This is a genomic window from Nocardioides koreensis, assembly GCF_039531775.1.
GTDB lineage: Bacteria > Actinomycetota > Actinomycetes > Propionibacteriales > Nocardioidaceae > Nocardioides > Nocardioides koreensis.
Window position 1 is genome coordinate 39,491 of record NZ_BAAAQR010000018.1, and the last position, 18,701, is coordinate 58,191.

The following is an 18,701-nucleotide window of genomic DNA, read 5'->3' on the forward strand; positions in this document are numbered from 1 at the left end:
GGCTGACAGGTACTTCACAGGTTCGGCACCTGTCCGGCTCAGGTCGGCGGCCCACGATGGGACCACCGAGACGAGGAGGCCCCGTGACCGACCAGCAGCAGCCCCACAGCGGTTCCCGCTGGGAGCCCGCACCGTCGGACGCCTCGACGCCACCGCCGCCCGTCCACCCGCCCGTGAACCCGGTGCCCTACGCCGCGACCTCGCCGCGAGCACGCACCCGTCGGGCACGCGGCCGGCGCACGCTGGCCGGCGCCACGATCGGCCTGGTCGCCGCCGGCTCGCTGGGCGGGTTCGCCCTCGGTCAGCTCAACGCCCCTGTGTCGGAGGTCGGGCGGACCGGTCAGGTCGGCACCGGGTTCACCCCGGACCGCCAGGCGCCGCCGGCACCGCCGGCCGGTGACGACGACGGGGGCGTGCCCCCGGGCGGCACCGACCACGGCAGCGTCGAGGGCACCGACACGGCCTACCACTCATGACGGCCGCCACCGACAGCTTGGCCCGCGCCGTGCCGCCTGGAGTGCCCGGTGCACGGCACCCCTGATTCCGCCGGGCGCGCGTCGACGCGGGCGTCCGGACCGGCGCGGGCGTGGCGCTGTGGCTGAGCCTGCTGGTGGTGACCTACTGGTGGACCGCGGCCGGCGGGATCCAGGACCTCGGCGGCTGGGCCTCCGGTCTGACGTCGCTGGGCCGGCTCACCGGCCTGGTGGCCTCCGACCTGCTGCTCGCGCAGGTGCTGCTGATGGCCCGGCTGCCGTTGCTGGAGCGCGCGTTCGGACAGGACCGGCTCGCACACCAGCACCGGATCGTCGGCTTCACGTCGTTCAACCTGATGCTCGCCCACGTCGGCCTGATCACCTGGGGGTACGCCGCGGGCAGCCTTGCCGCGACGCCGGGCACCTTGTGGAACCTCACCACGACCTACCCGGGCATGCTGCTCGCGGTGGCCGGCACCCTGCTCCTGCTGCTCGTGGTCGCCACCAGCGTCCGCGCCGCGCGAGCCCGGCTGCGCTACGAGTCCTGGCACCTGCTGCACCTCTACGGCTACCTCGGCGTCGGACTGGCACTCCCCCACCAGCTGTGGACCGGGCAGGAGTTCCTGACCTCGCCGGCGGCGACCGCCTACTGGTGGACCGCGTGGGCGCTCACCGCGGCGGCCGTGCTGGTCTGGCGGGTCGGCCTGCCCCTGTGGCGCAGCGCGCGGCACGGCCTGCACGTGACGTCGGTGGTGCGCGAGGCCCCCGGCATCGTGTCGGTGTACGTCGCCGGCCGCGGCCTGCACCGGCTGCCGGTCGAGCCGGGGCAGTTCCTCTCCTGGCGCTTCCTGGGCCGCGAGGGGTGGACCCGGGCGAACCCGTACTCCCTGTCGGCAGCGCCCGACGGGCGCAGCCTGCGGATCACGGTCAAGGAAGCGGGCGACGGCAGCGCGGAGGCGGCGTACCTGCGCCCGGGCACGAAGGTGCTGGTGGAGGGCCCCTACGGCCGGCTCAGCCCGCGAGCCCGCCAACGGCACCGGGTCGCGCTGATCGGCTCCGGGGTCGGGGTGACCCCGTTGCGCGCCCTGGCCGAAGGCCTCGACTACGCACCCGGGGACGCGGTGCTCGTGCAGCGGTTCCGGAGCCACCCGCTCTTCGTGCGCGAGCTGGCGGTGCTGGAGCGGGAGCGCGGCCTCCAGACGCTCTACCTGCCCGGCCGGCGGCGGGCCTCCGACTCCTGGCTCGGTGACGGTGTCGGCACCGCGGACGACGTGACCGCACTGACCTGGTGGATCCCCGACATCGCCCAGCGCGACGTCTACGTCTGTGGCCCATCGGAGTGGACCGCCAGCGTCCGCCGCGCCTGCGCGGCCGCAGGCCTCCCGCCCGAGCACTTCCACGTCGAATCCTTCCGGTGGTGACCCGATGAAGCGCAACGTCCTGTGGCTGCTCAGCACGATCACGGTGGTCGTCCTGCTGTTCGGCTACCACACGTCCACCTCCGGGGCGCTGAGCGCCGGCAGCGGCACCGTGGTCGGCTCCCCGACCCAGCCCGGGCGGGCCTCGGCAGCCTCCGGGCAGGGCGGGTCGGGCTCCGGCGGCGGGGGTGGGGACGGCGGCAACCAGGCCGACGGCTCGGGCAGCGGCTCGGGCAGCGGCGGCTCGACGGCCACCACGTCGACGGCCGTCACCGGCGGCGTCGCGCAGACCCAGTGGGGCCCGGTGCAGGTGCAGCTGACCACGAAGGGCAGCACGATCACCGACGTGGCGATGCTGCAGTACCCCAGCGGCAACCCGCAGGACGACCAGATCAACTCCTACGCCCTGCCGATCCTGATCCAGGAGACCCTCGACGCGCAGAGCGCCCAGATCGACATGGTCAGTGGCGCCACCGTCACCAGCGTCGGCTACGTCCAGTCGCTGCAGAGTGCCCTGGACCAGGCCGGCCTGTGAGGACGGGAGTAGCCCGGTGAGCGAGCAGCTGCAGCGCTACGTCGAGCACGTCATGGGGATGCCGATCAGCCTCGCTCTGCGCGGCCGGCACGCCGCCGACCTGGACGGTCGGGACGCCTGGGCAGAGGCTCTGGCGGCGCTGCGCGACGTGGACCGGGTGTTCAGCTCCTACCGACAGGACTCGGTGGTCTCCCGGCTCGGCCGCGGCGAGATCGACCTCGCCGACTGCCCGACGGAGGTGATCGAGGTGCTCGACCTCGGCGCCCGTGCTGAGCGCGAGTCGGGCGGCGCCTTCCGGGTGCGCCTGCCCGCCCGCGACGGCCGCACCCGGCTCGACCCCAGCGGCGTGGTCAAGGGCTGGGCGGTCGAGCGGGCGGCCCGCCCGCTGCGCGCGCTCGAGGCCACCGACTTCTGCCTCTCCGCCGGCGGGGACATGGTCTGCCGGACCATCGACCCCGGGGCGGCCCCGTGGCGGATCGGGATCGAGGACCCGCACGACCCCACCCGGGTGCTCGCGGTCGTCCCCGTCCACAACGGCGCGGTGGCCACGTCCGGGACCGCCCACCGCGGCAGCCACCTGCTCGACGGCCGGACCGGCCGGCCGCCGGAGGGCGTGGCCTCGGTGACGGTGGTCGCCGAGAGCCTCACCTGGGCCGACATCGACGCCACTGCGGCCTACGCCCTCGGCCCCGACGCCGCCCGCTGGCTGCGCACCCGGCCGGGCCGCCGCGGGCTGGTCGTCGGCACCGACGGGAGCACCACGCTGGTGACCGACGACCTAGTGTCGGACCCATGGGACGCATCCGGGTCGGCATCTCCGGCTGGACCTACCCCGGCTGGCGCGGCGACTTCTACCCGCGCGGCCTCGCGCAGCGCCTCGAGCTGGGCTACGCCGCCGAGCGGTTGACCTCGATCGAGATCAACGGCTCGTTCTACTCCCTCCAGCGCCCCACGTCGTACGCCGCGTGGCGCGACCAGACGCCCGACGACTTCGTGTTCGCGGTCAAGGGCGGCCGGTTCATCACGCACATGAAGAAGCTGCGCGGCGTGGAGACGGCGCTGGCCAACTTCTTCGCCTCGGGCGTGCTCGGGCTCGGGCCCAAGCTGGGGCCGGTGCTGTGGCAGCTGCCGGAGAACCTGCCCTTCGACGCCGACCGGGTGGCCGACTTCCTGGCCCGGCTCCCCCGGACCACCACCGAGGCGGCGCGGCTCGCCGCCGAGCACGACGCCAAGGTGCCCGAGGACCGCGCGCTCACCACCGCCGCCGAGGAGCGGCCGCTGCGGCACGCGCTGGAGTTCCGCAGCCCGACCTTCTGCACCCCCGAGGCCTTCGCGCTGCTCCGGGAGCACGACGCCGCCTGCGTCCTCGCCGACACGGCGGGCCGGTGGCCGAAGGTCGAGGAGGACACCAGCGACTTCCGCTACGTCCGGCTGCACGGCGACAAGGAGCTCTACGCCAGCGGCTACACCGCCGCAGCCCTCGACGACTGGGCGCGCAGGTGCCGGGCGTGGGCTCGCCACCAGGACGTGTACGTCTACTTCGACAACGACGCCAAGGGGTTCGCACCCCACGACGCGATGGCGCTCATCGAACGGGTCGCCTGAGCGAGCCTCAGTCCTCGGCGCGCAGCGAGTCGACGACCAGCGCGAGCGCGTTCAGGCCGGCCCACCCCAGCGTGACCGCCAGCACCTTCTGCCGCACCTCGTCGTCGGTCTTCGTCGAGAGCAGCGCCGCGTCCCCGAGGTCCATCGCGATCCGGAGCAGCATCGCCGCCCGGACCGTCCTGGGTGACCGCCCGAAGATCCCCAGCGCGCTGATCGCCAGGTCCCGCACGCCGTAGGTCTCGGCGAGCAGCTCGAGCCCGGGCCGGTCCTCCTTGTCGGCCTGCAACGCGTCGGGCAGGTGGGCGGGGTTCACCAGGGCGAACACCCCGTAGCCCGCGGTCGCGGTGGACATCATCCGGCTCAGTCGGTAGCTCATGACTGCCACGCTAGGAGGTCGCTCCCAACCCGGGCTCACCCCGGAGGTGCCCCACGGGTGGATCGCGCAGCAGCGCGGCCAGCGAGGTGGCCGCGCTGTTGCCCCACTCCTCGAGCTCGCCGGGGTCCATCGGCGCCGTGCACCGCACCCACGTCTCGGTGCGGCCGAGCCGGGCCAGCCGCAGCGCGGCGGGCAGGGCGGCGCGCAGGTCCGCGGGGTCGGCCAGGTCGCTCCACACCTCCAGGGCGGCGTCGGCCACCCGCCACAGCCGGGCGTCGTCCGGCCGGGCGTCGAGTCGGAAGGCCAGCAGGTCCAGCGGGATCAGCAGCGCCGCCAGCGGCTCCATCAGCATCGCGTCCGCGAAGTCGAAGAAGCGCAGCTCCCCGTCGGTGTCGACGACGTTGTTGCCGTGCAGGTCGTTGTGGACCAGTGTCGTCGGCAGTCCCGACGCGGCGACCTCCTCGGCCCACCGCGCCACCGTCGGCAGGTGCGCGTGGAGCCGGTCGCGGTCCGGCACGGGCAGCCCGCGGACGTCCCCGGGCGGCAGCGTCGCGAACGCGGCCAGCAGCTGCTCGACGTAGGTCACCGCGTCGCCGGGCGCCAGCGTGGTCAGGCCCGCGGCGGCCAGCCGGTCGGCGTACGGCGCCACCTCGCGCTTGAGGCGGGCGCCGGCCTGCGCCACCCGGCACCAGCTGTCGATGTCGTCGGTGGCTGCGCCGAGCACCGGGCCCCGGTCGGGGGTCATCAGCAGGCCGCGGTCGAGGTCGACCGCGGTGAGGGGTACGACGTGGTGCGGCGCGAGCGCGTTGAGCTCGACCAGCAGCGCAGCCTCGTAGGCCTGGGTCGCGCAGTTCTGCTTGGCGAAGTGGACGCCGGTGGGCGTCTCCGCCCGCCAGACGGTGGCCCAGGGACGGATCTTCACCGGCTCCAGGGACACCGGCGGCCCCGTGGCCTCCTCGACCCAGGCGGCCAGCTCGGCACGGAACGCCGCGCCCCTCCACCGCTCGCTGCTCGAGGGCAGCCGCCCGAGGCGCGCGAAGCCGGTCAGGACGGGTCCTCGCGCTGCATCTCGTGCAGGACCTCGGCCCGGCGGTACCCGATGGCCACGTTGGTGCGGTACATCGCGTGGTTCTCGCGGTCGCTCCACGTGTGCAGCATCCGCCGGTCGGGGTGCTCGCGGCCGAGCACCTCCAGGGTCGCCAGCTTGAGGCGCAGCCCGAGCCGGTGGCCCCGGTGGTCGGGCATCACCAGCGTGTCGTCCTGGAGCGCCTCGTGGTCGTCGTGGGCGAGGAAGACCACCGAGTAGCCGGCCATCTCCCCGTCCTCCCGGCGCCGGGCCGCGGCGACGATGCGGTGGTAGGCCCGGCGGGTGCGCTCCTCCGAGCTGCGCAGCCGCTCCTCGTCGATGACCGGCGGCTCGTAGGCCACCTCGCCGACGGGGACGTCGCGCCCCATCTGGGTGCGCATCGCGCAGAACGCCGCAACGTGCTCGTCGGGGCACCGGTCGCGCCAGATGACGATCTCGTACGCCGTGACGGCCGGCGGCGGCGGGAGGCCGGCCGGGTCGACCGGGAGAGGCAGCACGAGGTGCTCCTCCTGGTGGACGCTGCCGAACCCGAGCGCGCGAGCGAACGCCATCCCGGCCGGGTCGTCGTTCCCGTCAGCGACGAGCAGCTCCCCCACGACCGTGGACCTGCCGGCGGCCCGCCGGATCTCCTCGGCGGCGTCGTGGAGGGCGCGCCCGATCCCGCGGCGGCGGTGGTCGGGGTGCACGTGGATCGCGAGCTCGGCCAGGTGCAGGTTGTCCTGCGTGGTCAGCTCGACCTCGGCGACCCCGACGGTCGCGCCGCCCTCGACGGCCGCCAGCAGCGGCCGGTCGACGTACGGGCTGGGGTGGCGCACCGCCGTCGCCAGCGCGGCGTACGTCCGGGACAGCGCCTGCGGCCGGTCGGCGCGGATCGAGGCCTGCTCGACCCCGAACCACGCCCGCAGGGCCGCGTCGTCGTGGGGGTCGATGCGCGCGATGTCGGCCATGCCGACCACCCAACCGCGCCGTAGGTGTGTCGGCAACGCGGTTTCGGGTGCATGCTCGGACCATGACGGACATGCCCCAGGTGGAACCGCTCGAGAAGCTGCCCGAGGACTGGTCGCGCGCGCTCTGCGTGGTGGCCCATCCCGACGACATGGAGTTCGGGGCGGCCGCCGCCGTCGCACGCTGGACCGGCCAGGGCAAGGAGGTCGTCTACTGCATGGTGACCAGCGGCGAGGCGGGCATCGACGGGATGGAGCCCGAGGAGTGCCGCCGGGTCCGCGAGGCCGAGCAGGTCGAGTCGGCGAGGATCGTCGGCGTCCCGGTGGTGGAGTTCCTGGGCCAGCCCGACGGCGTGCTGGAGTACGGCGTGCCGCTGCGCCGCGAGATCGCCCACGTCGTGCGCCGGCACCGCCCCGACGTCGTGATCACCGGCAACTTCCGCGAGACCTGGGGCGGGCGCAACCTCAACCAGGCCGACCACATCGCGGTCGGCCGGGCCGTCGTCGACGCGGTCCGCGACGCCGGGAACCGCTGGGTGTTCAACGACCAGCTGACCGACGGGCTCGAGCCGTGGGGCGGGGTGCGTGCGGTGTGGGCCTTCGGCTCACCGAACGCGACGCACGGCGTCGAGACCACCGAGACGTTCGACGCCGGCGTGGCGTCCCTCGAGGCGCACCGCGCCTACATCGACGGCCTCGGCTGGGAGGACTTCGACCCGCGCGAGTTCCTCGAGGGCTTCGCCCGGCAGTCCGGCCAGCGGCTCGGGGTCGCCTTCGCCGCCACCGTCGAGGTGTTCCCGATGGGCTGGGGCGAGTAGCCGGAAGACGCTCTGAAGGCCCCACTGCGCGGCTGCTGTAGCGGTTCTCGGCTCCAGGGCCTCGGATCCCTACGACTCCTCGGCTGCCAGCACCTTCCCCAGCGCACGCGCGATCGTGTCGAGCTCACGGTCACTGAGGTGCCGGGCGTAGTGCTCCTCGATCGCATCGAGGTATGTCGGGGCGGTAGCCCGGAGCCGGTCCCGGCCGGCTCGCGTGATCGCCGCGAAGAACGAGCGCTTGTCGCCGGGGTTGGGTTGCCGCTCGACGAGGCCGGCACGCTCCAGCTCGCTCACGACCCGGCTCACCTGCTCTCGACTGAGCACTGCGTGGCTGCCCAGCTCGACCATCCGGAGCCGTCGCTCGGGCGCGGAGTTCAGGACCAGCAGCACGTCGTACCAAGAGATGGGCATGCCGACCTCTCTGAGTGACCGCGCCAGCTTGGGAACCACCGCCGCATGTACGCGCAACAGCGCCGCCCACGCCGCGACCCGGTCCACCGACTCTTCAGCCATGGCTTCAACTGTGCCACAACAAATGTGCGTGCGCACACACCTTGACAGAGGGCACGAACTCGGTAACTATGTGTGTGCACACGCACATGCATAGGGCTCACGGCCGACCGGGCATCGAGACCGAGCCGGGGCTGACCGGCCCTGCACCATCGACATGAGGAGACAGAGATGACCACCAGCACCGCCGCCACCCGGCTCGTCAACGGAGCAGTGCTGCCGGCACCGGGCAGCTGGGACATCGATCCTGGCCACGCCGACGTCGCATTCACCGGCCGTCACTTGATGGTGAGCAGGGTCCGCGGCCGGTTCACCGACGTGTCGGGCACTGTCCGCATCGCCGATCACCTCCGTGACTCACGCGTGGACGTCGTGATCGGCATGGCCAGCGTCGAGACCGGAAACCCAGCTCGCGACGAACACCTGCGGTCCAACGAGCTGTTCGACGTCGAGCGGTTCCCGCAGGCCACGTTCCACAGCGTCCGCGTCGACTGGGAGGGAACCCGCGGCATCGCGCACGGGGATCTCACCATCCACGGAGTTACCCGCGAAGTACCGCTCGAGGTCTCGTTCCACGGCCACGCACGCGACCCGTGGGGTGGCGATCGCGCCATCTTCTCAGGCGAGACCACGATCAACCGCGAAGAGTTCGGCATCACCTGGAACATGGCCCTCGAGGCGGGCGGCATGCTCGTCAGCAAGGACATCACCATTCACATCGAGATCGAAACCGTACGCAGCAGATGAGCGGTCGGGGGATGCGCGGCGACTCCGCTGCCCCTCCCTCGGTGGATGAAGGACCCTGGCCGTCCGGAGACGCCCCGCGTCGTCCTCGGTGAGTCGCAAGATTCCCGGGCGCTGTAAGACGCACAGGTTCGCGCCGCGCTCACGGAGGAGTCCCCGACGGGAAAGCAGTGGATGCCATCGCGAAACCTGGTCTGGTCCGATCGCCTGCCGCCCGGTGAGATCGCCATGCTCGCTGCCGCGGTGGCATACGGCGTGAGCACGTCCGTGTCGGTGCGGCGGCGAAGGGCGACGCGGAATCTGTTCGCAGGCAGTCTGCTGCCGGGGGTCGCCTACGTCGTGGGTGACCTCGGACTTGCTCGCACGTCGGCATCGTCGGGCAGCCTCCTGCTCACCGTCGAGCCGCTCCTGACCGTCGTCCTCGCGCTCGTGTTCCTGAGGGAGAGAATGCCCCGAGCCGCAGTGGTCGCCCTGATGCTCGGCCTCGGCGGGAGCCTCATCGTCGCCCCTGTGCACTCCCGACAGTGGCTCGGGCTCCGACCCCCTGCTCGGTGACGGCCTGGTCGTCATCTCGGTCCTCGTCGCCTCGGCCTTCCTCATCCTGACCCGCCAGTGGAGCGCGCCGCCCGGTGCCCGAACGGTCCCGGGACACGACGCCCCTCATGTCGACGCTAGGTGGCGAGATGGCCAGCCCGTGAGTCCACCCGCAGCGCTCCGAGCTGTCTGCCCCAGGCGCGTGCGCCGCTGGTCGTCAGGGACCAGGCGGCTCGTCGGGGTCGAACGCGAACATCACGCCGCGGCCATCCGGATCGCGCACGACGAAGGCACGCCGGGCGCGCCAGTACGGGTTGTGCGGCCTGGTCACGGTGAGCCCGAGGTCGCGGGTCAAGCGATGCCGCCGGGCGTCCAGGTCGCGGTCGTCGTCGACGAGGATGACGATGAGGTCCTCGTCGTCCGGCGAGGCCATCGGCGAGTCGTCTGGAGGACTGACGAGCTCGAGCTGCACCGCCGGTCCTCGCAGAGCCAATACGACTCCGTCGTAACCTGCGTGGTCGCTGAACTCGTAGAGCTGCGAGAGGCCGACGATGTTGACGTAGAAGGCCGCACACTCCTCGAGCCTCCAGCAGCGGCGTGCCACTCGGACTGTCGGGGTCCGCCCGTGAACGACCGGTGCATCGGTGGTCGATTGGCTAGTGAGAAACATCCAAGACCTCGGCCAGGACGTTGCCGAGCTCGCGCACCGCGGCGGCGCGGAAGTCGGGGTCGTTCACCGTGCCGCCCGGCCCGACGGCGCCGCGCGGAACGGGGATCTTGATCCCACCAGGCCGTAGCACCCGGGCGTCGACGTACCCCAGCACCTTCGACAGCTCCGCGGAGGCGCCACGCCCGCGTCCTTCGGCGGCGACGTCCAGCCACACCACCGGCTTTCCGTACAGGTCTCCGCCACCGACCGTCCAGTCGAGGAAGTTCTTGAACGTTCCGGGCAGCGATCCTGCGTACTCCGGGGTGCTGAGGACGACGAGGTCGGCATCCGCGATCTTGTTCCGGAGGTCCTCGACGACGTGACCGCTCGAGTCGCCCCCGGGAACAAGCGGTGGGATGTCCGCGAGGCCCTCGAAGAGCACGGCGCCGTCGAAGAGGTCGCGGACGGTGCGTAGCGCCGCGACATTGGTCGAGTCGGGCCTGGTGCTGCCGGGGATCAGGACCATCCGAGCGGAGGCGGGAGCACCCGGCGAGCCGGCGGCCCGCTGTGCGGCGCGGTCGAAGACGATCATGTCGCGAAGAGGGATGCCGAACTCGATCACACCCTCGCCGACGTAGTCGAAGTAGTTGCGAAGCACGACCGACATGCGGAAGCCCAGTCGTTGGTAGACGGCGATGTTGTCGAGGGACGAGTTGGCCGTGCCGACCTCGAGGACGCCCCCTCGGCGATCGAGGTCCGCGATGATCCGCTCGACGAGGACGCGACCCAGGCCCTGACCGCGCCGGTCCCGAGCCACGGCCACGTAGAGCAGCTCGTGAAGGTTGACGTTCCAAACCACGACGGCGGCGCCTGCGACGACATCCCCGTCGTCGAGCCGGTACACCGTGTTGTGCGGGTCATCGAGGGCCGACTGCAACCGGCGCTGATCTTCCTCGGCGTCCTCGAGCACTCCCGCCAGGGCGAGCGCGTCGGACCCGGTGACTTCGCGACAGGTGATCACGTGCTGTTCCTTTCATGTGTTCTCCGCGGTGAAGGCCTTGACCGGCGCAGACGACAGGCAGATGAGGACGTCATCCCTGGGCCTCCCAGAGATAGCCGATTCCCCAGATGGTGAGCAGCCGGGTGGGACGAGTGGGATCGACCTCGATCTTTTCCCGAAGTCGTCGCACGTGCACCGTGACCGTCGAGCGGTCACCGACGGTCCATCCCCATACCTGCTTCAGAAGGTCCTCTCGAGTGAACGCGATCCCGGGGTTCCCGACGAGGAATCGGAGAAGGGCGAACTCCCTCACCGTGAGCGCCACAGCGTGGTCGGCAAGGGTCGTGACGTGCCGGTCGGTGTCGACCGTGAGGTTGCCGTCGGCGAGCACCCTTGACGCTGCCGGCGCCGGCCCACTGCGCCGTAGCACCGAGTCCACCCGCGCGACCAGCTCACGAGGACTGAAGGGCTTGCCCACGAAGTCGTCTGCCCCGAGCCTCAAGCCGGCCACACGATCCCGTTCCCCGCCGAGCGCACTGAGCATGATGATGGGCACGTCGCCGATCTCGCGCAATCGCCGGGCACCTCCCTGCCGTCGATACCGGGCAGTGCGAGGTCCAGCACCACCAGGTCGACAGGACGGTCGCGGTACATCCGCAACGCCTCCTCGCCGTCGCCGGACTCGACGGCCTCGTGACGGTCTGCTCGCAGGTACGACGTCACCACCTCGCGAACGGTGACGTCCTCATCCACGACCATGACCCGCGCCATCTCCCGCCTCCTCGCGACAACTCTGTCGACGACTCCGGAAACCAGGCTGGTGACACCTGCAGCGCCGTCGAGCAGGAGCATCCCCCGTAGTGATAGCGATCGAGAGGCCTCGGGTTCTTACCTGCGGTCACGGAGCGGTTCGACTCCTCACCGCAGTGACCAACGGCAATCCGAGCGGGGGTCGGGACGTCCGCCCGGACGGCCAGCTGCTCGATCCCAGCGCGCCCGGCACCCACCACTCATCTCCGTCCGGACCAGTCGGCCGCTTCGTGAACTACCCCTCCGGAGGATCCGTGAGGATGTCGAGCAAGCCCTGGAAGTCGTCGCCACACGGACCACATGCGAGAAGGTGCGCCGCCATGCCGGGAAACCGTTCGGCCGCATCGGCGCCGCTCGCCGCGAGCTCGGCGTAGACGTGAAGGAACGCCATCGCTTCATCGCAACCCACGTCGCGCGGATCGGTCGTCAAGAACCGGTCGAGAGTCTCGCGTTCGTCCATTGGCGCGTCCCCCTACTCATCCACGGGGTTCAGATGTCCATTGGCGACCAGTTCCGCGCGGATCTTTCGACGCGCGTCGAACACCACTTTGTAGAGCGCGTTCCGGCTCGTCCCGAGCTTCGCCACCATGGCGTCCAGCGGAACTCCGTTGACCACGATCGCCACGAACACCTCCCGCTGACGAGGGGTGAGGTTCCCGACCGCAGATCGAAGGGCGTCCGCAAGCTCCCGCGCCTCGGCCGACTTCTCCGGGGCGAGGGCCATCCGGTCTTCGAACTGCGCCCAGTCCGCCGTGTCGAGGGCGACCGTGCGACCAACCCACGTCCAGTAGCTCCGGCCCAGCTTGTTCGAGACCTCGAGAACGGCGAACTTGTAGGCCCACGTGGTGAAACGACTCTCGCCACGGAACTCAGGAAGCTTCTTCAGGATCGCGACCATCGCGTCGGCCGCCACCTCGTGGGCAAGGTCGTCGCGATCCTGACCTCCCAGGTAGCTTGCGGACAGCCGACGGGACAGCTCGCGTGATGCCACCCGAACCAGGAGGTCGTGGAGCGCACGGAGCCGGTCGTCGCGGGCAGGCCCGACCGACCTCAGGGAGGCCACCCACGGGTCGACGTCCCGCTCCGATGGGAGCGCGCCCAAGTCGTCCACGGCGGCCAGCATACGGCGCTTCTGTGTCACGAATTCCGGATGCGCCGCCGCCTACCTGCTCGAGCATCGGCTCGTCGGTGACCGGCCGCTGCGCCTCCAGCAGGGCCGGTTCGGACCCGTGCAGCCAGTCGCCCCAGGAGTCATCGACGCGTTCCCAGCTCGACCGGCACCACGGCGAGGATGCAGAACGGGCCCGCCTCGCGATGAGACGGGCCCGTTCTCTGCTGGCTCCCCCGGTTGGACTCGAACCAACAACCCTCCGGTTAACAGCCGAATGCTCTGCCAGTTGAGCTACAGGGGATCGGTGCAGCGCGCACACATTAGCAAGGTCCACGGCCCAGTAAAAAATCGGGCACGCCCGCCGACGGATCAGGCCGTCCCGACCTCCTCCTGCGCGGCGGCGAGGGCCTCTCGGGCCGCCCGCTGGACCTCGGGGTCGGCCGGGTCGATGCCGGCGTCGTACTCGAACAGCCAGGTGAGCGGCTGGTCGCCCCGCGGCGCACGCCGGGCGATCACGCGCAGCCCGCGACGGCCCCGGAGCGGCACGTGCCGCTGAAGGACGACGCTCGCGGTGACCCGCTCGCGCACCAGCTCCAGCAGCCGGCCCGGCTCCTCGAGGGTCAACCGGTGCTCGGGCCGGCGCACGCCCCAGGTGCCGACCTCGCTGACCCGCAGCACCGAGGTGTCCCGGTCCCAGTCGGCGGCCTCGACGAGCTCCCAGGCGATCCGGGTGTCGACCGAGGAGACCCTCAGGTACAACGCGTCGCGAGTGCCGGCCACCACGCCCTCGGCGGCCTCGGCCCAGGCGAGGACCCGCTCCCCCGGCACGACCGGCGGCATGGGTGGACGGCGGCGTCCCAGCCTCACTGGGCTCCCACGGTGCGCTCGCGAAGGTTGCGGCGGTGCTGCTCGAGCGCGGCGAGCTCGCCGAACATCCGGTTGTACTCCGTCGCGTGCTCGACCGGGTTGGTGCGCTGCAGCCGCGACTTCACCTCGGCGATCCGCCGCATGGTGGTCAGCTCGAGGAGGCGGAACACGTGCAGGGCGACGTACGACGCGTCCGGCTCCTTGGCGGTCAGCACCGGCTCGACGGCGAGCGCGCTGATCGCCGAGGAGACGGCCGGGTCGGTCGCGGCGTCCCGCAGCCTCGTCGCCCAGCCGGGGTCACCGGCGCCGGCGCCCGGGCCTCCCGCGGCCGCGATCAGCTCCCACACCGCGCGGTAGGTCGGGTGGGTGAAGTCGTTGGGGCCGACGTCGCCGGTGATCCGGCCGATCGTCATCGGGTGCTGGATCACCAGCTTCAGCGTCTCGCGCTCCAGCTTGAAGCGCGGGTCGCGCAGGTCCGGGACCGGGTTGCGGGGCACGGCGGCCGCCTGCTCCACGGGCTTGCGCTGTCGCTGGTCCGGGCGGGGCGCGGGCCGGTTCGCGGCGCGGCGGACCTCCGAGAGGACCTGGTTGGTGTCGATGTCGGCACCCACCATCTTCGAGATCTCCTGCGCGAACGCCGTCACCTTCGACTGGTCCCGGATCGACGCGACCAGCCGCGCGGCCTCCCGGACCGCGTCGATGCGACCGTCGGCGCGGTCGAGGTCGTACTTGCCGACCACGTTGGAGAGCACGAAGCGGTACAGCGGCACCCGCCGCGCGACCAGCTCGCGCACCGCGGCGTCGCCGTCCTTGATCCGCAGGTCGCAGGGGTCCATCCCGGACGGCTCGACGGCGACGTAGGTCTGCGAGACGAAGTTCTGGTCGCCACCGAAGGCGCGCAGCGCGGCCTTCTGGCCGGCGGCGTCACCGTCGAAGGTGAAGATCACCTCGCCGCGGAACTCCTCGTGGTCGTTGAGGAAGCGCCGCAGCACCCGCGAGTGCTCGTCCCCGAAGGCGGTGCCACAGGTGGCCACCGCGGTGCCGACGCCGGACAGGTGGCAGGCCATCACGTCGGTGTAGCCCTCGACGATGACCGCCTGCGAGGAGCGCGCGATCTCCCGGCGGGCGAGGTCGATGCCGTAGAGCACCTGGCTCTTCTTGTAGATCGGCGTCTCGGAGGTGTTGAGGTACTTCGCCTCGATCCGGTCGTCGTCGAAGATCCGGCGCGCGCCGAAGCCGATCGTGTCGCCGCTGGCGTCGCGGATCGGCCACATCAGCCGCCCGCGGAAGCGGTCGTACGCCGAGCGCCCCACGGCCACGAGTCCCCCGGCGACGAGCTCCTCCTGGCTGAACGCCTTGGCCCGCAGGTGCTTGAACAGGGCCTCGCCCTCGCGGGGCGAGAACCCGATGCCGAACTGCTCGGCGGCCGCCTGGTCGAAGCCCCGCCCGCCCAGGAACTGCCGCGCCACCAGCGCGTCGGGCGTGGCCAGCTGGCCGGCGTAGAACTCCTGGGCCTCGCGGTGCGCCTCGATCAGCCGCTGGCGGGAAGGGCCCTTGGGACGGTCCTCGCGGACGTCGCCCTCCTCGCGCCGCAGCTGCACACCGTACTTGTCCGCGAGCCGCTCGACGGCCTCGACGAAGGAGAGCCCGTCGATCTTCATCAGGAAGTTGATGACGTCGCCACCCTCGCCGCAGCCGAAGCAGTGCCAGAACTGGCGGGCCGGCGTGACGTGGAACGAGGGCGACTTCTCGTCGTGGAAGGGGCACAGTCCCTTCTGGGAGCCACCGCCGGCGTTGCGGAGCGTGACGTAGGAGGAGACCACCTCGTCGATGCGCGCCTTCTCGCGCACCTCGGCGATGCTGTCCTCGCGAATCCGGCCGGCCACGTGCGGAGTCTACGGGCGGGTCGTCGGCACCGGAGGGGCACTCCACAAGGTCAGTACTCGCCCGCCATCACGTTGGCCAGCGGCTCGCCCACGGCGAAGCGGTGCAGCTGGTCGCGGACCAGCCGGTGGGCCCGCGGCCACATCGCACTGCTGGCGCCGCCGACGTGCGGCGAGACCAGCAGGTTCGGCGCGGACCACAGCGGGTGGTCGGCCGGCAACGGCTCGGTGTCGGCCACGTCGATCGCGGCACGGATCCGGCCGGACTCCAGCGCGGCGACCAGCGCGTCGGTCTGCACGACGGCGCCGCGGGCGACGTTGACGAGCAGCGCGTCGTCCTTCATCCGGGCCAGGAAGTCGGTGTCCACCAGGCCGCGGGTGGCCTCGGTGAGCGGCACGATCAGGATGACCACGTCGGCGTCGGGCAGCAGGTCGGGCAGGTCCTCGATGGGGTGTACGCCGTCGCGTGCGGTGCGCGCCACGCGGACGACGTCGACCTCGAAGGGCAGCAGCCGCGCCTCGATCGCCTCGCCGACCGCGCCGTGGCCGACGAGCAGCACCCGCCGGTCCGCCAGCGCCGGCCGCCACTGCGGCTCCCACGACGAGCGCTCCTGGGCACGGACGAACTCCGGGATGCCGCGCAGCGAGGCGAGCACCAGGGCCAGCGTCAGCTCGGCGGTCGACGTGTCGTGGATGCCGCGGCCGTTGCAGAGCGTCACGCCCTCGGGGACGAGCGCGCGGACGTTGTCGACACCCGCGGTCATCGTCTGGACGACCTTCAGGCTGCTCATGCGCGGCAGCACCTCGCCGACCCGGGGCCCCACCTGGTAGGGCGGCACGTAGAACTCGACGTCGCCCACGCTGTCGGGCACGTGCTCGGTCGGGTCGACCACCTCGTAGCGCAGGCCGGACGGTGGGTCCCCGAGCAGGTCGGGGTCGAACGGGAGCCAGACGAGGGGTTCGGTCACGGCGTCGAGGCTAACGATCGCCGCGCAGGCGCTCGTGCCAGGCCACCGCGCTGGCGTCGGTCAACGAGGCGACCTGGTCGACGACGACCCGCAGCCGGGCGCTGTCGTCGCCGGCCGCGGCCCAGTCGTCGGCGAAGGGGCGCTCCAGGGCCGCGGGTCCCCGGTGGGCGAGCAGCGCCACGAGCTCGGCCAGCAGCGCGCGCTGCCGGACCATGACGGCCACCCGGTCGTCGGCCTGCATCACGTAGTGCGCGGCGATGCCCTTGAGCACCGCCATCTCCAGCCGGGACTGCTCGGGCACGACCAGGTCTGCGGCGTAGCGGGCGAACGGCCCGTCGCCGGCCTCGAACGTGGCGCGCTGGACCGCCCCGCAGAAACGGCCGATGAGGTCGCTGGTGAGGTTCTTCAGCGCCGCCAGGCTGCGCCGCGAGCCGTCGTACGGCGTGGTCGGCCAGCTCGCCTGCTCCCGGAGCCCGGCCAGGGCCGCGTCGAGCGCGTCGTCGGCGGCGTCGGGGAGGTACCAGTCGCGCACCGTCTCCCACACCGCAGCCCGGTCCAGGGCGGTCAGGTCGATCCGGTCGGCGACCACGCCGTCCTCGATGTCGTGGACGGAGTAGGCCACGTCGTCGGCGAGGTCCATGACCTGGGCCTCCAGGCACCTGCGGGTGCCCCCGACGCCCGCGCGGAGCCACTCGAAGACCGGCTTGTCGTCGTCGTAGACGCCGAACTTGCGGACCACCCGCGGCGACCCGTCGGCGTGCACGCCCGCGGGCTCCTCCGCGTGGGCGCGCGGCCAGGGGTACTTCGTGCAGGCGTCCAGCGTGGCCCGGGTCAGGTTGAGCCCGACCGAGCGGCCGTCGGCGTCGACGGTCTTGGCCTCCAGCCGGGTCAGCAGCCGCAGCGTCTGGGCGTTGCCCTCGAAGCCGCCGCAGCCCTCGCTGAGCTCGGCCAGCACCCGCTCACCGTTGTGGCCGAACGGCGGGTGGCCCAGGTCGTGGGCCAGCGCCGCGGTCTCGGCGATGTCGGGATGGCTGCCGAGCGCCCGGGAGATGTCCCGGGCGACCTGGGCCACCTCGAGGCTGTGCGTCAGCCGGTTGCGGGTGAAGTCGTCGGTCTGCGGCCCGACCACCTGGGTCTTGGCCGCCAGCCGCCGCGACGCCGCCGCATGGACGACCCGGGCGCGGTCACGCTCGAAGGGCGTGCGCTCCGGCGCGTCCACCCGCTTGGGGGGCTCGTCGACGAGGCGCTCGCGCGCGGCGGCGTCGTACAGGTCCAGGGAATCCATCGGAGGCGACCCTACTCAGGGACGCCGACAGGTCACCCGTTGGTCGACACGTGCACGTGGTCCATGTGGTTGGCGGTGGGCGACCCGTGGTCGCCGTAGTCCCGCCAGCCCTCAGAGGCCCGCGCCGGCGTCCAGATCTGGTCCCACCAGATGACGTCGTAGAGGTCGAGCTCGGAGGCGTGCGACTGGAGGAAGGCCGCGATCTGGTCGCCCAACGCCTGGTCGCTGGTCATGATGTCGATGGCCCGGCCCGAGGCGTGCTCGCCGTGCGCGTCGTAGCCGCCGTACGTCGTGATCTGCGGGAAGGCGTGGCAGACCGCGCGGTAGACCATCACCGCCTCGGAGGTCAGCCCGCTCTCGACGCTGCCGTCCGGGCAGGGCGCGGTCGAGAGACCGGCCGGCGCCGCCGGGGCCGACGGCTTGGCGGCGGTGGACGAGTCCGCCTTCGGCTCCGGCTTCGCCGGCTTGTCCTCGGCGAGGTAGCCGGAGGTGACCCACCGGGACTTCCCGTCGACCACGAGCTCCTGGCGCCCGTCCGTCTCGCGGCCGGTGACGAGGACCTGCTTGCGCTCATCGAGCAGGCCGACCTGCTTCGCGTCCTTGCCCGAGGTGGTCCACAGGTTCAGGGGCACGGTGGTCCAGAGCTTGGTGTGGGCCTGCTTGACCGCCTGGGCGGTCGCGAGGCGCGCCGCGTTCGCGTCGAAGGCGCGCTGGAGCTGCTGCTGGCTCACACCGGCGTCCAGGCGCGAGCTCGAGCGGGACACGACGGCGTCGCGGGTGGGGCGGGTGATGTCGGTGGTCGCGCTCTGGCTGGCCAGCACGTCACCGGAACCGGAGTCCTGGGTCATGACGCCGATCGTGACGGCGGAGGCGGTTGCCAGAAGTGCGAGGGGGCCGGCCACGAGGGCTGCCCTGGGCTTGCGGCGGGCATCGGTGTCCCGCTTGTGGCTGTTGGCCACAGCGCTGATCCTTTGCTGTTGCGGACTGGGGGTGGTCCCGAGAGAACGCCGCCGAAATCAGGGGTGAAGACCCGGCAACGGCTCACGACTAAAGCACAGAGGGACTACGCCGTCGCAAATCGCAC

General features: G+C 72.0%; 23 protein-coding genes and 1 tRNA gene. 8 read left to right on the top strand and 16 right to left on the bottom strand.

Features of this window, described 5'->3' with window-relative positions; genetic code table 11:
• The first annotated feature begins 83 nt into the window (after positions 1–83).
• The 5 genes from ABD268_RS21785 to ABD268_RS21805 all read left to right on the top strand — a co-directional run bounded on the left by ABD268_RS21785 (position 84) and on the right by ABD268_RS21805 (position 4,031).
• Positions 84–476 (top strand): hypothetical protein, encoded by a 393-nt coding sequence (locus tag ABD268_RS21785; protein WP_344157708.1) that lies wholly within the window; start codon positions 84–86, stop codon positions 474–476.
• 110 nt (positions 477–586) lie between these two features.
• A complete protein-coding gene (locus ABD268_RS21790) occupies positions 587–1,894 on the top strand; it encodes a ferredoxin reductase family protein (RefSeq protein WP_344157711.1) in 1,308 nt (435 codons plus the stop codon).
• A 4-nt stretch (positions 1,895–1,898) separates the two neighbouring features.
• Complete coding sequence (locus tag ABD268_RS21795; RefSeq protein ID WP_344157714.1) at positions 1,899–2,426, top strand: FMN-binding protein; 528 nt, start codon at positions 1,899–1,901, stop codon at positions 2,424–2,426.
• Positions 2,427–2,442: 16 nt separating this feature from the next.
• Positions 2,443–3,333 carry an FAD:protein FMN transferase gene (locus ABD268_RS21800; RefSeq protein ID WP_344157717.1) on the top strand — a complete coding sequence of 297 codons (891 nt, stop codon included), beginning with the start codon at positions 2,443–2,445 and terminating at the stop codon, positions 3,331–3,333.
• Positions 3,219–4,031 (top strand): DUF72 domain-containing protein, encoded by an 813-nt coding sequence (locus ABD268_RS21805; RefSeq protein WP_344157720.1) that lies wholly within the window; start codon positions 3,219–3,221, stop codon positions 4,029–4,031. The genes ABD268_RS21800 and ABD268_RS21805 overlap by 115 nt, the downstream gene beginning before the upstream one ends.
• A gap of 7 nt (positions 4,032–4,038) precedes the next feature.
• Here the strand turns inward: ABD268_RS21805 and ABD268_RS21810 are convergent, their stop codons facing one another.
• The 3 genes from ABD268_RS21810 to ABD268_RS21820 all read right to left on the bottom strand — a co-directional run bounded on the left by ABD268_RS21810 (position 4,039) and on the right by ABD268_RS21820 (position 6,441).
• The gene (locus ABD268_RS21810; RefSeq protein WP_344157723.1) at positions 4,039–4,407 is read right to left on the bottom strand and encodes a hypothetical protein; all 369 of its coding nucleotides are present in this window, start codon (positions 4,405–4,407) and stop codon (positions 4,039–4,041) included.
• Between the two features lie 10 nt (positions 4,408–4,417).
• Positions 4,418–5,344: a phosphotransferase gene (locus tag ABD268_RS21815; RefSeq protein ID WP_344157726.1), complete on the bottom strand. Its 927-nt coding sequence runs from the start codon at positions 5,342–5,344 to the stop codon at positions 4,418–4,420.
• 107 nt (positions 5,345–5,451) lie between these two features.
• Entirely contained in the window at positions 5,452–6,441 is a 990-nt protein-coding gene (locus ABD268_RS21820; protein WP_344157729.1) for a GNAT family N-acetyltransferase, read from the bottom strand.
• Positions 6,442–6,512: 71 nt separating this feature from the next.
• Here ABD268_RS21820 and ABD268_RS21825 point away from each other — a divergent pair, with 71 nt between their 5' ends.
• Positions 6,513–7,256, top strand: a complete 744-nt coding sequence (locus ABD268_RS21825; RefSeq protein ID WP_344157732.1) for a PIG-L deacetylase family protein — start codon at positions 6,513–6,515, stop codon at positions 7,254–7,256.
• 69 nt (positions 7,257–7,325) lie between these two features.
• Here the strand turns inward: ABD268_RS21825 and ABD268_RS21830 are convergent, their stop codons facing one another.
• Positions 7,326–7,667 (bottom strand): MarR family winged helix-turn-helix transcriptional regulator, encoded by a 342-nt coding sequence (locus ABD268_RS21830; protein ID WP_344157735.1) that lies wholly within the window; start codon positions 7,665–7,667, stop codon positions 7,326–7,328.
• A gap of 270 nt (positions 7,668–7,937) precedes the next feature.
• Here ABD268_RS21830 and ABD268_RS21835 point away from each other — a divergent pair, with 270 nt between their 5' ends.
• Complete coding sequence (locus ABD268_RS21835) at positions 7,938–8,513, top strand: YceI family protein (RefSeq protein ID WP_344157738.1); 576 nt, start codon at positions 7,938–7,940, stop codon at positions 8,511–8,513.
• Between the two features lie 225 nt (positions 8,514–8,738).
• Entirely contained in the window at positions 8,739–9,065 is a 327-nt protein-coding gene (locus tag ABD268_RS22870; protein WP_425573784.1) for an EamA family transporter, read from the top strand.
• A 196-nt stretch (positions 9,066–9,261) separates the two neighbouring features.
• Here the strand turns inward: ABD268_RS22870 and ABD268_RS21840 are convergent, their stop codons facing one another.
• From ABD268_RS21840 to ABD268_RS21895, 12 genes are all read right to left on the bottom strand, one after another.
• Complete coding sequence (locus tag ABD268_RS21840) at positions 9,262–9,714, bottom strand: VOC family protein (protein WP_344157740.1); 453 nt, start codon at positions 9,712–9,714, stop codon at positions 9,262–9,264.
• A complete protein-coding gene (locus ABD268_RS21845; protein WP_344157743.1) occupies positions 9,701–10,714 on the bottom strand; it encodes a GNAT family N-acetyltransferase in 1,014 nt (337 codons plus the stop codon). The genes ABD268_RS21840 and ABD268_RS21845 overlap by 14 nt, the downstream gene beginning before the upstream one ends.
• 70 nt (positions 10,715–10,784) lie before the next feature.
• The gene (locus ABD268_RS21850) at positions 10,785–11,249 is read right to left on the bottom strand and encodes a winged helix-turn-helix domain-containing protein (RefSeq protein ID WP_344157746.1); all 465 of its coding nucleotides are present in this window, start codon (positions 11,247–11,249) and stop codon (positions 10,785–10,787) included.
• Entirely contained in the window at positions 11,192–11,545 is a 354-nt protein-coding gene (locus tag ABD268_RS21855) for a response regulator transcription factor (protein ID WP_344157749.1), read from the bottom strand. Before ABD268_RS21855 ends, ABD268_RS21850 begins: the two co-directional genes overlap by 58 nt.
• A gap of 193 nt (positions 11,546–11,738) precedes the next feature.
• On the bottom strand, positions 11,739–11,963 hold the full coding sequence (locus tag ABD268_RS21860; RefSeq protein WP_344157752.1) for a hypothetical protein: 225 nt from the start codon (positions 11,961–11,963) through the stop codon (positions 11,739–11,741).
• 12 nt (positions 11,964–11,975) lie between these two features.
• The gene (locus ABD268_RS21865) at positions 11,976–12,614 is read right to left on the bottom strand and encodes a sigma-70 family RNA polymerase sigma factor (RefSeq protein WP_344157755.1); all 639 of its coding nucleotides are present in this window, start codon (positions 12,612–12,614) and stop codon (positions 11,976–11,978) included.
• A 225-nt stretch (positions 12,615–12,839) separates the two neighbouring features.
• A tRNA-Asn gene (locus ABD268_RS21870) sits at positions 12,840–12,915 on the bottom strand.
• 68 nt (positions 12,916–12,983) lie between these two features.
• A complete protein-coding gene (locus tag ABD268_RS21875; RefSeq protein ID WP_344157757.1) occupies positions 12,984–13,454 on the bottom strand; it encodes a hypothetical protein in 471 nt (156 codons plus the stop codon).
• Positions 13,455–13,477: 23 nt separating this feature from the next.
• The gene (gene dnaG / locus ABD268_RS21880; RefSeq protein ID WP_344157760.1) at positions 13,478–15,367 is read right to left on the bottom strand and encodes a DNA primase; all 1,890 of its coding nucleotides are present in this window, start codon (positions 15,365–15,367) and stop codon (positions 13,478–13,480) included.
• 50 nt (positions 15,368–15,417) lie between these two features.
• Positions 15,418–16,332 carry a 2-hydroxyacid dehydrogenase gene (locus ABD268_RS21885; RefSeq protein WP_344157763.1) on the bottom strand — a complete coding sequence of 305 codons (915 nt, stop codon included), beginning with the start codon at positions 16,330–16,332 and terminating at the stop codon, positions 15,418–15,420.
• A gap of 10 nt (positions 16,333–16,342) precedes the next feature.
• Positions 16,343–17,617 carry a deoxyguanosinetriphosphate triphosphohydrolase gene (locus ABD268_RS21890; protein WP_344157766.1) on the bottom strand — a complete coding sequence of 425 codons (1,275 nt, stop codon included), beginning with the start codon at positions 17,615–17,617 and terminating at the stop codon, positions 16,343–16,345.
• 32 nt (positions 17,618–17,649) lie between these two features.
• A complete protein-coding gene (locus ABD268_RS21895) occupies positions 17,650–18,576 on the bottom strand; it encodes a VldE C-terminal domain-containing protein (RefSeq protein ID WP_344157769.1) in 927 nt (308 codons plus the stop codon).
• Positions 18,577–18,701 lie beyond the last annotated feature (125 nt).